The following is a 14,572-nucleotide window of genomic DNA, read 5'->3' as shown; positions in this document are numbered from 1 at the left end:
GCCGCGCGCGAGTGAACGCGAGGTAGACGGCCCGGGCCCGTGGCGGCCGGGCCTGGGGAGAACGGCGTGAAAGTCCTGGTAACGGGCGGCGCGGGCTTCATCGGCTCGCACGTGTGCGATGAGTTCCTGCGCAATGGCCATGAGGTCATCGCGCTGGACAACCTGTCGAGCGGCAAGAAGGAGAACCTGGATCCGCGCGTGCGGCTGGCCGTGCACGACATCCGGAGCCCGGAAGCCGCGGAGCTCATCCGCACGGAGAAGCCCCAGGTGCTCTGTCACCTGGCCGCCCAGATGGACGTGCGCCGCAGCGTGGAGGACCCCGGCTTCGACGCGGACGTGAACATCCGCGGCATGACGAACCTGCTGGAGGCCGCGCGCCAGTCCGGCGTGAAGAAGGTCATCTTCAGCTCCACCGGCGGCGCCATCTACGGCGAGCAGGATTACTTCCCCGCCCGTGAAGACCACCCCCAGCGGCCGGTGTCGCCCTACGGCGTCTCCAAGGCGGCGGGCGAGCTGTACCTGGGCTACTACCGGGCGCAGTACGGCCTGCCGTACGTCGCCCTGCGGTACGCCAACGTGTACGGCCCCCGGCAGAACCCGCACGGCGAGGCGGGCGTGGTGGCCATCTTCAGCCAGCGCGTCATCGCGGGGCAGGGCTGCACCATCTTCGGCGAGGGCAAGCAGACGCGTGACTTCGTCTTCGGTCCGGACGTGGCCCGCGCCAACTACCTGGCCTTCCAGAGCGACTACGTGGGCGCCGCGAACATCGGCACCGGCGTGGAGACGGACATCAACCGGCTCTACGAGCTCATCGCGGAGGCCGGCGGCAGCTCGCTGAAGGCCGCGCACGCGCCGGGCAAGCCGGGCGAGCAGCTGCGCTCGTGCATCGACGCGGCACACGCGAAGAAGGTGCTGGGCTGGGAGCCGTCCGTGCAGCTGGCGGAGGGCCTGCGCCACACGATCCAGTTCTTCCGCGACCAGGCCGCGGGGCCTGTCCGCGCCCGGGGCTGAGGGGCGGGCCGCCTGCGCGCCGCTCGAGTCCCCCCGGGCTGCATGCCGGGGGGGGCGCATCGAGGTAATGCCGGGCGTCAGGCGGGTGGAGTGCCCGGCGGGCAGGTGTGCGCCGGTCGTGGATTTTCAGGCGGTTCGGTGTTACCTACGCCCGCTTCGCGACCGACGAGCGCCCTGACCATGCCGGCTGAAAACGCGCACATCCGCAATTTTTGCATCATCGCCCACATCGACCATGGAAAGTCGACGCTGGCCGACCGCCTCCTGGAGAAGACAGGCACGCTGACGAAGCGTGAGGCGCAGGCCCAGTTCCTCGACAACATGGACATCGAGCGAGAGCGGGGCATCACCATCAAGGCCCAGTCCGTGCGGATGACGTACACCGCCAAGGACGGCCAGAACTACGTCCTCAACCTCATCGACACGCCGGGACACGTGGACTTCGCCTACGAGGTGAGCCGCAGCCTCGCCGCGTGCGAGGGCGCGCTGCTCGTCGTGGACGCGACGCAGGGCGTGGAGGCGCAGACGCTCGCCAACGTCTACATGGCGTTGGAACACGAGCTGGAGATCATCCCGGTCATCAACAAGATCGACCTGCCCAGCGCGGACGTGGACCGCACGCGCGGGGAGATTGAGGACGTCATCGGCATCGACGCGTCCGTCGCGGTGCCGGCCTCCGCGAAGGAGGGCATCGGCATCCACGACATCCTGGAGTCGGTGGTGCAGCGCGTGCCGCCGCCCACGGGTTCGCCGTCCGCGCCGCTCAAGGCGCTCATCTTCGACTCCTGGTACGACAACTACCGGGGCGTGGTGACGCTGGTGCGCGTGCTGGAAGGCACGCTGAAGCTGAAGCAGAAGATCAAGATGTTCAGCAACAACAAGGTCTTCGAGGTGCAGGAGCTGGGCGTGTTCAGCCCGTTCTCGCGCCCGGTGACGCAGCTCATGGCGGGCGAGGTGGGTGTCCTCGTCGCCAACGTGAAGGAGCTGCAGGACGCGAAGGTCGGCGACACCGTGACGGAGGAGGCGCGGCCCACCGAGCAGCCCTTCCCGGGCTTCAAGGAAGTCAAGCCGATGGTGTTCTCCGGCATCTTCCCGGTGGACTCGTCCGACTACGAGAACCTGCGCGACGCGCTGGCGAAGCTCACGCTCAACGACTCCGCCTTCACCTACGAGCCGGAGTCGTCCACGGCGCTGGGGTTCGGCTTCCGCTGCGGCTACCTGGGCCTGCTCCACATGGAGATCGTCCAGGAGCGCCTGGAGCGCGAGTACAACCTCAACCTGATCACGACGGCCCCGTCGGTGGTCTACCGCATCACCACCACCAAGGATGAAGTGCTCCTGGTGGACAACCCGGCGAAGCTGCCGCCGACGCAGAACATCACCAAGTTCGAGGAGCCCATCCTCACCTGTCACATCCACGTGCCCAACGAGCACCTGGGCGCCATCCTGAAGCTGTGCCAGGACCGGCGTGGCGTGCAGAAGGACATGAAGTACCTGGGCTCCAGCGGCACCCGCGTGCAGGTGACGTATGAGATGCCGATGGCGGAAGTCGTCTTCGACTTCTTCGACCGGCTCAAGAGCGTGTCGCGCGGCTACGCGAGCCTGGACTACGAGCTGTCCTCCTACGCGGAAGCGGACCTGGCGAAGCTGGACATCCTCATCAACGGGGAGCCGGTGGACGCGCTCTCCGTCATCGTGCACCGCGAGCGCGCGTACCTGCGCGGCCGCGAGGTCTGCGAGAAGCTCAAGGAAGTGATTCCCAAGCAGATGTACGAGGTGGCCATCCAGGCCGCCATCGGCGCGAAGATCATCTCCCGCGAGACGATCTCCGCCATGCGCAAGAACGTCCTTGCCAAGTGCTACGGCGGCGACATCAGCCGCAAGCGCAAGCTCCTGGAGAAGCAGAAGGAGGGCAAGAAGCGCATGAAGCAGGTGGGCACGGTGGAGATTCCGCAGGAAGCCTTCCTCGCGGTCCTCAAGACGGAGCAGTAAGCCCTATGAGCACGGCCAGTCCTTCCATGAAGCTGGGAGCGGCCATGGCCGCGCGCCGCACTCCGGAGCAGCTCAAGGCCCGCCGCCAGCTGATGTGGCGCGAGCTGCTCACCAGCCTCTGGGCCCCGCTGTGCGGTGTGGGCCTGGCGTTCATCCCGTACGTCACGCTGATCGAGATGGCGCCCGGCACCGCGTCCTGGGCCCAGCCCCTGATGAAGGGCTTCGGCCTGCTGATGGTGCTGGCCTTCTTCGGGCTGCTGGTGTGGCGCAACGCCTCCCGGAAGGAATCGCTGCTGCGCACGCTGCGCCACGAGGCGCACGAGCTCATCTCCGAGGACGAGCGCATCCTCGCGCGCCTGGGGACGAAGGTGTCCCCGGCCGTGGGCGAGCGCATCACCGAGCAGGCCCTGCGCGTGGAGTCCGCGTCCGTGGCGGGCAACGCGGAGTTGCTGCGCACGGAGACGCAGGCGCTGGAGAAGCTCACCCAGGAGCACCTGGGCGCGTACCGCAAGCAGTCCGTGTGGGACTTCCTGGGCGGCTTCGGCAAGGCGCTGCTCATCGCGGTGGTCATCCGCACGGTGCTGATCGAGCCGTACCGCATCCCGTCCGGCTCCATGCTGCCCACGCTGCAGATTGGCGATCAGGTCTTCGTCAACAAGTTCATCTACGGGGTGCGCATCCCGTACACGAACTTCGTCCCGTTCCGCATCGTGCGCGAGCCGAAGCGCGGGGACGTCATCGTCTTCAACAACCCGGTGGACGAGTCCAAGGACTTCATCAAGCGCGTCATCGGCATCCCCGGCGACACGGTGGAGATCGTCGACGGGGTGGTGCGCATCAACGGCGAGCCGCAGCCGCGCACGCTGGTGACGCCGGACTACGTGGTGCACAACCAGGACGACCTGACGGGCCGCTGGTTCGACCAGGAAGAGGTGCTCTACCGGGAGACCCTGGGCGACGTGGTGCACTCGTCGCTCCAGCACCCCATGCGCCTGCCGGGCCGCGAGCACGAGGGCCCCTACACGGTGCCCGCCAACAGCGTCTTCGTGATGGGCGACAACCGGGACAACAGCGCGGACAGCCGCTACAACCTGGGCGGCCCGGGCGGCGCCGAGGTCGCCTACGTGCCGTACGGCCACATCAAGGGCAAGGCCATGGTCGTCTGGCTGTCGCTCGGTTGGGGCGGCCTGCTGGGCAACCTGTTTGGCGGCACGGGCCTGCGGGTCGACCGCTTCTTCGAACCGGTGCGCTGACGGACGCTGGCCGGACAGCCACCACGCGCCGTGCTTGACGCAACGTGCGGCGCGCGGTACGCGGCGGCCCCGGCCCATGAGACATCTTCTCGGAATCGCAGGCTGGCGGCGGGACGAGCTGGAAGCGCTGCTCGACCGCGCCCAGGCACACCTGCCCGGCGGACCGGATGCCTCGCACGTTCTGCGGGGCCGCGTCGTGGCGAACCTCTTCTTCGAGGACTCCACCCGGACGCGCTCCTCCTTCGAGGTGGCCGCGCGGAAGCTGGGCGCGGACGTCCTCAACTGGAGCTACGCGGGCTCCTCCGTGTCCAAGGGGGAGACGCTCCTGGACACCGCGCGCAACATCGAAGCCATGGGGCCGGCGGTCATCGTCATCCGCCACCGCTCCTCCGGCGCGCCGGGGCTCGTGGCCCGGCACGTGAAGTGCGCGGTGGTGAACGCGGGCGACGGCGCGCATGAGCACCCGTCCCAGGCCCTGCTGGACGCCTTCACCCTGCGCCAGCGCTGGGGCCGCCTGGACGGGCGCACGGTGCTGATTGTCGGCGACGTGCTGCACAGCCGCGTGGCGCGCTCCAATCTCTTGTGCCTGAAGGCGCTGGGGGCCCGGGTCGTGCTCTGCGGACCGCCCACCCTCCTGCCGCCAGGGCTGGAGGAGATGGGCGGAGAGGTGACGCACCAACTGGACGCCGTGCTGCCCCAGGCGGACGCGGTGATGTGCCTGAGGCTGCAGACGGAGCGCATGTCGGAAGCCTTCCTGCCGTCCCAGCGGGAGTACTCGCGGCTGTTCGGTATCACGCCCGCCCGCGCGGAGCGGATGAAGCCGGACGCCCTCGTGCTGCACCCGGGCCCCATCAACCGCGGCGTGGAGTTGTCGCCGGTGGTGGCGGACGGGCCTCGCAGTGTCATCCTGGAGCAGGTAGCCAACGGCGTCGCGGTGCGCCGGGCCATCCTGGAGGCGTGCGCATCATGACCACGGTGCTCTTCCAGCGGGCGCGCGTCATCGACCCGCGCAATGGCGTGGACGGCGTTCGTGACGTGCTCGTGACGGACGGCCGGGTGGCCCAGGTGTCGGAGGCCCCGCTGCCCGCGCCGAAGGACGCGCGGGTGGTGGACGCCACCGACAAGTGGCTGGTGCCGGGCTTCATCGACCTGCACGTGCACCTGCGCGAGCCGGGAGAAGAGGGCAAGGAGACGGTCCTCACCGGCTGCCGCGCGGCGGTGGCGGGCGGCTTCACCGGCGTGGTCGCCATGCCCAACACCAAGGTGGTGAACGACAGCGCGCTCGTCACGGAGCTGGTGCTGTCGCGCGCTCGGGACGCGGGCCTGTGCCGCGTGTACCCGGCCGGCGCCATCACCAAGGGGCTCAAGGGCGAGGAGCTGTCGGAAGCAGGCGAGCTGATTGGCGCCGGCTGCGTGGCCCTCACCGACGACGGCCGCCCGGTGATGAACGCGGGCCTGATGCGCCGGGTGCTCCAGTACGCCACCCAGTTCGACGTGCCGGTGATGGTGCACGAGGAGGACCTCACCCTGTCCGCCGGCGGCGCCATGCACGAGGGCGCCACGTCCACGCGGCTGGGCCTGCGCGGCATTCCGTCCTCCGCGGAGGTGGCCATGGTGGCGCGCGACCTGGTGCTCCTGGAGGAGACGAAGGGGCGGCTGCACGTGGCGCACGTGTCCTGCGAGGGCAGCGTGCGGCTCATCCGCGAGGCGAAGCAGCGCGGCCTGCGCGTCACCTGCGAGGTGGCGCCGCACCACTTCACCCTGGATGACCGGGCGGTGGGGGACTACGACACCCACGCGAAGATGGCGCCGCCGCTCCGGAGTGACGTGGACGTGAAGGCGCTGCGCGAGGCGCTGGCGGACGGCACGGTGGACGCCATCGCCACGGACCACGCGCCGCACGGCGTGTCCGACAAGCTGGTGGAGTTCGAGAAGGGCATCAACGGCATCGTCGGGCTGGAGACGGCCCTGGGGCTCACGCTGGCGCTGGTGCACGAGGGCGTGCTCACCCCGCGCCGGGCGGTGGAGCTCCTGTCGGACGGGCCGGCGAGGGTATTCGGCCTGCCGGGCGGTCACCTGGCGCCTGGTGCCCCGGCGGACATCACGCTTTTGTCCCCTTCGGAGGAGTGGACGGTGGATGCCCACCGGTTCTATTCCCGCAGTCGCAACACGCCCTTCCACGGGCGCACGCTGAAGGGTCGCGTGACGCAGACGTGGGTGGGCGGCCGGTGTGTGTTCGAGGACGGTCAGCTCAAGGAGTCGCGGTGATGACGAAGCGGGCGGTGCTCGCACTGGCGGATGGCACCACGTTCGAGGGACGCGCCTTTGGCGCTTCCGGCGAGACGGTGGGCGAAGTGGTCTTCAACACGTCCATGTACGGCTACCAGGAGATCCTCACGGATCCCTCGTACGTGGGGCAGATCGTCACCATGGCGTACCCGGAGATGGGCAACATCGGGGCGAACGCGACGGACGAGGAAGCAGGCCTGCCGCATGCGGTGGGCATGGTGGTGCGCTCGCTGACGAAGACGCCCTCCAACTGGCGCTCGCAGGAGACGCTGGACGCGTACCTCGCGCGCCACGGCCGCGTGGGCATTGAGGGCGTGGACACCCGCCGGCTGGTGCGCCACCTGCGCACGCACGGCGCGCAGACGGGCATCATCTCCACGGAGAACGTGTCCGCTGGCGCCCTGTCCGAGCGCGCGCGTGCCGCCGCCGGCATGGAGGGCCTGGACCTGGCCACGGGCGTGTCCTGCAAGGAGCCCTACCTCTTCACCACGCCGTCGCCGGACGTGTTCCTGGCCCCCGGTGACAAGCGCCCGGAGCCGGAGCTGAAGTACGACGTCGTCGCGTACGACTACGGCCTCAAGCGCTCCATGCTCCAGTACCTGGTGGACGTGGGCTGCCGCGTGACGGTGGTGCCGTCCCACTTCACGGCGGAGCAGGTGCTGGCGAAGAAGCCGCACGGCGTCTTCCTGGCCAACGGCCCGGGCGACCCGGCCGCGGTGAAGGGTGCGGACCGCACGGTGGCGGCGCTCTTGGGCAAGGTGCCGGTGTTCGGCATCTGCCTGGGGCACCAGATCATGGCGCTGGCGCTGGGCGGCCGGACGTACAAGATGAAGTTCGGCCACCGCGGCGGCAACCAGCCCGTGAAGGACCTCACCACGGGCAAGGTGGAGATCACCGCGCAGAACCACGGCTTCGCGGTGGACGACGCCAGCCTCAAGGGCAAGGCCGTCGTCACGCACATCAACCTGAATGACGGCACGGTGGAGGGCCTGGCCGTTCCGGACGCGCGGGCCTTCAGCGTGCAGTACCACCCCGAGGCTTCGCCCGGCCCTCACGACGCGCGCTACCTGTTCAGCCGCTTCGCGACGCTGATGGCGGGTTCGTAGGAAGAAAGCTCGCAACGGCCATGGACACCGCGCTGACCCCGTTGTCGTACCAGCCGTACCTGGACCAGCTCATCGCCTTCGGCAGCTCGGAGGCGCGCAAGCCGGACCTGCTGGAGGCCAAGGCGGAGTACTTCCGCCTCACCGGCGAAGTCTTCGAGGACGACAAGCTCTTCGAGCTGCGGATGGCGTCGTTCCTGGACTACTACCTCTACGACCGCGTCTCGCCGCTCACGGGCAAGACGCCGGCCGCGGAGCTGTACGAGCAGCGCCTGCAGTCCGCGGCGCCAGAGGAGGCCAACGCCTTCCGCAGCTTCACGGAGACGGTCCACGGCCTCTTCGAGGTGCGCAAGCTGGGCAAGGGCATGGTGCGCCTGCGCGAGCTCTTCTCCGGCAAGGACTTCGACGTGACGGAGCGCCGCCACATCGCGGGCCTGGAGACGGGGGACGTGCTGGAGGCGCGCCTGGTGCCCTTCGGCGGCCACCTGCTGTTCTCCTCCGCCTTCTGCTACCACCCGGCGCTGGCCCTCAAGGCCATCAAGGCCGAGGTGAAGCGCCGCAAGAAGAAGGAGCCGGAGCGCCCCGCCAAGGACCTGGTGTGGGAGTGCGCCCGCCGGGCCCTCAACGTGGAGCGCTACCGCCAGCTGTCCGTGGAGAAGATCTACGACTTCGAGCAGAAGGTCCTGTAGGCCTTCTGCCCCGAGCCTCCACCGCGTGCTGCTTCAGATGCGGTGGATGCTCATCATGTTGGTGTTGCCCGGCACGTTGAGCGGCACGCCGGCCACCAGGATGAAGGGCGCGCCGGGTTCGCAGAAGCGCAGCTCCTGACAGAGCCGGCGCACCTGCTTGAGCATGGCCTCCGTGGTGCTGACGCGCTTCACCAGGTGGCCCGTCACGCCCCAGTACAGCGCCATCCGGTTCACCGTGTCCGCGTTGGGCGTCAGGCCGAGGATGCGCGCGCCGGGGCGGAACTCGGAGATGAGCCGCGCGGAGTGGCCGCTCTCCGTGTACGCGATGATGGTCCCGATGTTGAGCTGCCGGGACGCGGCCACCGCCGCCGCCGCGACGCCGGTGCCCAGGTCCTCGGAGCGCTCGAAGGGGGAGTGGGGCAGGGTGATGAGGCCGGTGCGCTCCGTCTCCTCCACGATGCGCGCCATGGTGGCCACCGAGTCCACGGGGTAGCGGCCCGCGGCCGTCTCGCCGGAGAGCATCACCGCGTCCGCGCCGTCGAGGATGGCGTTGGCCACGTCAGACACCTCCGCGCGCGTGGGCCGGGCGTTGAGCACCATGCTCTCCAGCATCTCCGTGGCGACGATGACGATGCCGCCCATGCGGTTGACCTCCCGCACGGTGCGCTTCTGGATGGCGGGCAGCTGCTCCAGCGGCATCTCCACGCCCAAGTCGCCGCGGGCCACCATCACCCCGTCCGACTCCGCGGCGATGGCGTCCAGGTTCTCCACCGCCTGGGGCTTTTCAATCTTGGAGATGATCGGCGTCTTGCGCTGCGCCACCAGCGCCCGCGCCTGGCGCACGTCCTGGGCGGAGCGCACGAAGGACAGCGCCACGTAGTCCACGCCCACCTCCTGGCCGAATGCCAGGTCCACCTTGTCCTTCTCCGTCAGCGTGGGCACCGACATGGCCGTGCCGGGCAGGTTGAGCCCCTTGTGGTCCTTGAGCAGCCCGCCGACCTCCACGCGACAGGACACGTCCTGGCCGCTCACCTTCAGCACCCGCAGGCGCACCCGGCCGTCATCCAGGAGCACCTCGTGACCCTTCTCCACGTCCCGGGGCAGCGTGCGCACCGGGGTGGGGATGATCTTCCCCTGGCCCTGCACCGCGCGCGTCGTCACCGTCACCGTGTCGCCGGCCGTCACCATCAGCTGGCCGCCCTCGAAGCGCCCCAGGCGCACCTTGGGGCCCTGCACGTCCTGGAGGATGGCCACCGGCACGCCCAGCTTCTTCGACACCGCGCGGATGCGCTGGACGCGCTGGCGGTGCTCGTCGTGCGTCCCGTGCGAGAAGTTGAGCCGGGCCACGTTCATGCCCGCCTTCACCAACCCCTCGATGACTTCCTTGGAGTCCGAAGCCGGACCCAGCGTGCAGATGATCTTCGCCTTGCGCATAAGGCCGCCCATCCTAGCGCCACGGGGTGGGCGTCTTGACAGGCTTGCGCCCGAAGGACTAACTCTTCGCTTCACGCGCTGGGCGGAAAGTTACCGCGAGCCAGCGCACGCCATTCGTGGCTCTCAGACGCTTGAGACGAAGAAAGCCCGGCAACCCTGGGAGGGGGGGCCGGGCTTTCATCGTTCCAGGGTGGCTTCTTCGCGAACGGCTAGAGGTCGATCTCCTGGCCCTTGCCCATGGGCTCCATCAGCGGCTTCGTGGCGTGGTCCATGCCGATGTCCTCCGAGGGAGGCTTCGGGTGGCCGGCGCTGGGGCCCATGGGAGGCGGCGGGGGCAGAGGACCCATGTCCTCTTCACCCAGGCCGCCGCTGCCACCCACGCCCAGGTCCTGCTGCTTCTGGAGGGCTTCAATCTCCGCGCGGGTGATGCCCGCCATGGTCAGCACCTTGCGCGTCACGCGGATGCGGGCCTGGCTGTGCATGGCCATGGCGATGGAGTCCGAAGGCCGCGCGTCCAGCGCCAGCTCCTTCTTGCCCTGCTGGAGGAAGACGCGGCCGGAGTAGACGTTGTCACGCAGGTCGTCGATGCGGACCTCCGTGACCTTGCCGCCCAGCTTGTTCACCACGTCGTCCAGCAGATCCTGGGACAGCGGCTGCGGGGGTGGACGCTCCGCGAGGCGGAAGGCGATGGAGACCGCCGCGCCCTCGTCCACGAAGAGGGGGAGCACCGTCTCCCCGTCCTTGGTGGTCAGCACGACGGCGTGCGTCTGCGCCTCCATCAAGGGCACCACGTCCTTCACTTCCAGCTCCACCAGCTCCGAGCAGGCCTTGGGGTCGCTGCCCTTCTCGGTGACGCAGGGCTTCTCTTTGTTCCCTTCCGCCGGCTCGGAGGCGGCGATGGCGCCGGGGATCCCGAACGCGGGAAGGAACAACGCTCCCCCCAGCGCCAGCACCACGGCCGTGAACGGAGCGACGAAGACGTTGGCGCGGTTGGACGTTTTCACATCCCTAAGCTACGCACCTCCCCCTTCACCGGGAGGGCACCGCCCCTCTGCCGTCGCGAGCGGCCCCCGGGCCCTGGCCCACCCGGTTGGAGGGCGGGCGGGCAGCCGGGAAGAAGGGGCGCGAGGCGACTAGCGGTCGTCCTCGGGCTCCTCGTCGTCGTAGTCCTCGTCGTCCTCGGACTCCTCGTCGTCCTCGTCCTCGTCGAGGTCCTCGTCCTCGTCGGACTCCTCCTCGTCTTCGTCCTCGTCGTCGAGCTCGTCCTCGAGCTCCTCGGCTTCGAGCGTCATCGTCACCGCGAACTTCTTGCTCAGGGTGGCGATCTGCGCGCGCATCTCCGTGAGCGCGGCGACGAAGTCCTCGGAGAGGTTGGCGGGCGCCTTCGCGTCGCAGTGGGGGCAGACAATCTTCTCCGTCCCCTCGATGAGGTCCTGGGCTTCCAACTCGAAGCTGGCCTCGCACTTCTGGCAGGTGAAGTCGATGCTCATGGTCGGGCGCGGCATACAAAGCCGGTGAACATGCTGTCAACGCCTGAGACGGGGGGACGTAGAACGGGCGGGGAGCTTCCACTACGTTTCGCCAGATGGACCTGCCCAAGACGATGCTGCATGCGCTCCATGACCAGGCCGCGCGGCTGGAACACCGCCCGGCGCTCTGGTCCCGCCATGGAGGCGCCTATGTCCCCACCTCGTGGTTCGACTATGCCCAGCGCGTCAAGCGCTTCGCCCTGGGGCTGCACGCGCTGGGGTTCCAGGACGGCGACCCGCTGGGCATCCTGAGCTTCAACCGCGAGGCGTGGCACGTCGCGGACCTGGGGGCCATGGCCCTGGGGGGCGTGCCGGTGGGGCTCTACACCACCAGCAGCGTGGACCAGCTCGTCTACATCCTGGGCCACTGCGAGGCGCGCTTCCTCCTGGTGGAGAACGCGAAGCACCTGGCCACCGGCCTGGAGGTCCAGAAGCGGCTGCCAGCGCTCAAGCACCTCATCGTGGTGGACGCGCCCACGCCACTGCCCGAAGGCGTGCTGCGCTACACGGACGTGCTGACCTCCGGCGCGAACGCGGATGAAGCCCCCTACTGGGACGGCGTCCACGCGCTCCACCCGGACGCGCTGGCCACGCTCATCTACACGTCCGGTACCACCGGCCAGCCCAAGGGCGTGGCGCTCAGCCACCGCAACCTCGCCTGGACGTCCAAACAGCTGGGCGACACCATGGGCTTCCAGGACATGGAGGACGAGCGGCTGGTGTCGTACCTGCCGCTGTCGCACGTCGCGGAGCAGATCGTCTCCCTGCACAGCCCGCTCCTGATGGGCACGCAGGTGTACTTCGCGGACTCGCTGGATGCCCTGGGCAAGAACCTCACGGAGGTGCGCCCCACCGTCTTCTTTGCGGTGCCGCGCGTCTGGGAGAAGTTCAAGACGAAGGCGGAGGAGGGACTGGCCGCGCAGCCGCCCCTGAAGCGCCGGCTGGTGGAGTGGGCCCGCGCGACGGCGCTGGAGCGCAACACGCGCATCCTGAGCCAGGAGCGCGTCCCGTCGTTCATGGAGGCCAAGTTCGCGCTGGCCCAGCGGCTGGTGTTCCAGCCGTTGAAGACGCGCATCGGCCTGGAGAAGGCGAAGCTGTTCTCCACCTCCGCGGCGCCCATTGGCCGGGACGTGCTGGACTTCTTCGCCTCCATCGACGTCGTCCTGCTGGAGGTGTGGGGCATGACGGAGGTGTCCGGCCCCGCCACGGTGAGCACCGCCGAGTGCGCCCGGATGGGCACGGTGGGCCGCCCCATGCTGGGCGTGGAGGTGCGCATCGCGGAGGACGGGGAGATCCTCGTCCAGGGCGGCAACGTGTGCCTGGGCTACCACCGCAACCCGGAGGCCACGCAGGAGCTGCTGGCGGACGGGTGGCTGCACACGGGCGACGTGGGGCAGCTGGACTCCGAGGGCTTCCTGCGCATCACCGGGCGCAAGAAGGAGATCATCGTCACCTCCGGCGGCAAGAAGACGTCTCCCGCCAACATCGAAGAGCTGCTCAAGGCCGTGTCCCCCGTGGGCCACGCGCTGGTGGTGGGGGACAGGCGCAACTACCTGGTGGCGCTGGTGACGCTGGAGCCGGACCGGGTGCGGAAGCTGGCGCGGGAGAAGGGCTGGCCGGAGGACATTGCCACGCTGGTGAAGGACGCGCGGCTCCAGCAGCACCTGCAGGAGGCCTTCGAGCGGGACGTGAACCCGAAGCTGTCGCGCTTCGAGACCATCAAGCGCTTCCGCGTGCTGCCGGGGGAATTCTCCATCGACGGTGGGGAGCTCACGCCCAGCATGAAGATGCGCCGCAAGGTGGTGGAGCAGAAGTACGCGGACGTCATCGAAGCGCTCTACCGCGAGCCCGGGGCCGCCGCGGCCCACGGGTAGGGCAAAGCGAAAGGGGCGGGGGACTCAAGCTTCGAGTCCCGCGCCCCTTCGTGCTTCAGTGGCTGTTACCGCCACCGGCGACTACTTGCCGGTGCGCTTGTCCTGGGCCACGTAGTCGCGGCGCGCGGCGCCGGTGAAGACCTGACGGGGACGGGCGATCTTCTGCTCGTTGTCCGTCACCATCTCCTCCCACTGCGCGCACCAGCCCACCGTGCGGGGGATGGCGAACAGGACGGGGAACATCTCCGCCTGGAAGCCCATCGCCTCGTAGATGAGGCCCGAGTAGAAGTCGACGTTCGGGTACAGCTTGCGCTTCACGAAGTACTCGTCCTCGAGCGCGATGCGCTCCAGTTCGAGCGCGATCTCCAGCAGCGGGTTCTTGCCCGTCACGTCGAAGACCTCGTCCGCCACGCGCTTGATGACCTTCGCGCGCGGGTCGTAGGACTTGTAGACGCGGTGGCCGAAGCCCATGAGCTTCTTCTCGCCCTCTCCGCCCTTCACCTGCTTGATGAACTCCGGGATGGCGGACTTGCTGCCAATCTCGCGGAGCATGCGGAGCACCGCCTCGTTGGCGCCGCCGTGCAGCGGGCCGTAGAGCGCGCCCACGCCCGCGGCGACCGCGGAGTAGGGGTCCACCTGCGAGGAGCCCACCGTGCGCACGGACGTGGTGGAGCAGTTCTGCTCGTGGTCCGCGTGCAGGATGAAGAGCACGTCCAGCGCCTTCTCCAGCGTGGGGTGCACCTTGAAGGCGCTCGTGCCGATGCGCTTGATCATCGCCAGGAAGTTGGCGACGTAGGACAGGTCGTTGTCCGGGTAGACGAACGGCAGGCCCATCGCGTGCCGGTACGAGAACGCGGCCAGGGTGGGCATCTTCGCGATGAGGCGCGTGATCTGGATCTCACGGCTGCGCGCGTCCTTGATGTTCTTCGCGTCCGGGTAGAACGCGGACAGCGCCGCCACCGTGGAGCCCAGCATGGCCATGGGGTGCGCGTCGTAGCGGAACCCGTCGATGAAGGACTTGATGTTCTCGTGCACCAGCGTGTGGTGGGTCACGTTGAACGTGAAGTTCTCCAGCTCCTTCTGCGTGGGCAGCTCGCCCTTCAGCAGCAGGTAGGCCACCTCCAGGAAGGAGGACTTCTCCGCGAGCTGCTCGATGGGGTAGCCGCGGTACTCGAGGATGCCCTTGTCGCCGTCGATGAAGGTGATGGCGCTCTTACAGTTCGCCGTGTTCAGGAACGCAGGGTCGTAACCCATCAGACCGAAGTCGTCGCTGCCGGTCTTGATCTGGCGCAGGTCGGGGGTGCGGATACAGCCGTTCTCGATCGGGATCTCGTACGTCTTCCCGGTCCGATTGTCGGTGACGGTCAGCGTGTCCTTGGGCATGGGCGGAGATTTCAC

The 14,572-nt window shown here is 68.8% G+C and carries 12 protein-coding genes; 8 read left to right on the top strand and 4 right to left on the bottom strand.

The genetic code is table 11. From position 1 onward, the window contains the following. Positions 1–66: 66 nt before the first annotated feature. The 7 genes from D7X30_RS28730 (at position 67) to D7X30_RS28700 (ending at position 8,337) form a co-directional block, all read left to right on the top strand. Positions 67–1,011 carry an NAD-dependent epimerase/dehydratase family protein gene (locus tag D7X30_RS28730; RefSeq protein WP_120566161.1) on the top strand — a complete coding sequence of 315 codons (945 nt, stop codon included), beginning with the start codon at positions 67–69 and terminating at the stop codon, positions 1,009–1,011. A 180-nt stretch (positions 1,012–1,191) separates the two neighbouring features. Then, positions 1,192–3,003, top strand: coding sequence for a translation elongation factor 4 (gene lepA / locus D7X30_RS28725; RefSeq protein ID WP_120566160.1), 1,812 nt, complete (start codon positions 1,192–1,194; stop codon positions 3,001–3,003). A gap of 5 nt (positions 3,004–3,008) precedes the next feature. Next, positions 3,009–4,256: a signal peptidase I gene (lepB, locus tag D7X30_RS28720; protein ID WP_120566159.1), complete on the top strand. Its 1,248-nt coding sequence runs from the start codon at positions 3,009–3,011 to the stop codon at positions 4,254–4,256. Positions 4,257–4,332: 76 nt separating this feature from the next. Beyond that, positions 4,333–5,226 (top strand): aspartate carbamoyltransferase catalytic subunit, encoded by an 894-nt coding sequence (locus tag D7X30_RS28715; protein WP_014397337.1) that lies wholly within the window; start codon positions 4,333–4,335, stop codon positions 5,224–5,226. Continuing rightward, on the top strand, positions 5,223–6,524 hold the full coding sequence (locus tag D7X30_RS28710; protein WP_199724569.1) for a dihydroorotase: 1,302 nt from the start codon (positions 5,223–5,225) through the stop codon (positions 6,522–6,524). The genes D7X30_RS28715 and D7X30_RS28710 overlap by 4 nt, the downstream gene beginning before the upstream one ends. Beyond that, a complete protein-coding gene (gene carA, locus D7X30_RS28705; protein WP_120566158.1) occupies positions 6,524–7,651 on the top strand; it encodes a glutamine-hydrolyzing carbamoyl-phosphate synthase small subunit in 1,128 nt (375 codons plus the stop codon). The genes D7X30_RS28710 and carA overlap by 1 nt, the downstream gene beginning before the upstream one ends. 20 nt (positions 7,652–7,671) lie before the next feature. Next, positions 7,672–8,337 (top strand): hypothetical protein, encoded by a 666-nt coding sequence (locus D7X30_RS28700; RefSeq protein ID WP_120566157.1) that lies wholly within the window; start codon positions 7,672–7,674, stop codon positions 8,335–8,337. A 33-nt stretch (positions 8,338–8,370) separates the two neighbouring features. On the opposite strand, the gene pyk is transcribed toward D7X30_RS28700, so the two are convergent. The 3 genes from pyk to D7X30_RS28685 form a co-directional block, all read right to left on the bottom strand. Next, positions 8,371–9,771 (bottom strand): pyruvate kinase, encoded by a 1,401-nt coding sequence (pyk, locus tag D7X30_RS28695; protein ID WP_120566156.1) that lies wholly within the window; start codon positions 9,769–9,771, stop codon positions 8,371–8,373. A gap of 209 nt (positions 9,772–9,980) precedes the next feature. Continuing rightward, positions 9,981–10,775: a bifunctional nuclease family protein gene (locus tag D7X30_RS28690; RefSeq protein ID WP_233591833.1), complete on the bottom strand. Its 795-nt coding sequence runs from the start codon at positions 10,773–10,775 to the stop codon at positions 9,981–9,983. A 129-nt stretch (positions 10,776–10,904) separates the two neighbouring features. Next, positions 10,905–11,261, bottom strand: a complete 357-nt coding sequence (locus D7X30_RS28685; RefSeq protein ID WP_233591831.1) for a hypothetical protein — start codon at positions 11,259–11,261, stop codon at positions 10,905–10,907. 95 nt (positions 11,262–11,356) lie between these two features. Between D7X30_RS28685 and D7X30_RS28680 the strand changes: the two genes are divergently transcribed. Next, positions 11,357–13,174 carry a long-chain fatty acid--CoA ligase gene (locus D7X30_RS28680; RefSeq protein WP_199724568.1) on the top strand — a complete coding sequence of 606 codons (1,818 nt, stop codon included), beginning with the start codon at positions 11,357–11,359 and terminating at the stop codon, positions 13,172–13,174. An 81-nt stretch (positions 13,175–13,255) separates the two neighbouring features. On the opposite strand, the gene D7X30_RS28675 is transcribed toward D7X30_RS28680, so the two are convergent. Further along, entirely contained in the window at positions 13,256–14,557 is a 1,302-nt protein-coding gene (locus D7X30_RS28675; protein WP_120566154.1) for a citrate synthase, read from the bottom strand. Between the last annotated feature and the right edge of the window lie 15 nt (positions 14,558–14,572).

Origin of the sequence: Corallococcus sp. AB011P (genome assembly GCF_003611605.1) — a bacterium.
In the GTDB taxonomy this organism is placed as follows: domain Bacteria; phylum Myxococcota; class Myxococcia; order Myxococcales; family Myxococcaceae; genus Corallococcus; species Corallococcus coralloides.
This window is presented reverse-complemented; position numbering and strand designations above follow the sequence as displayed.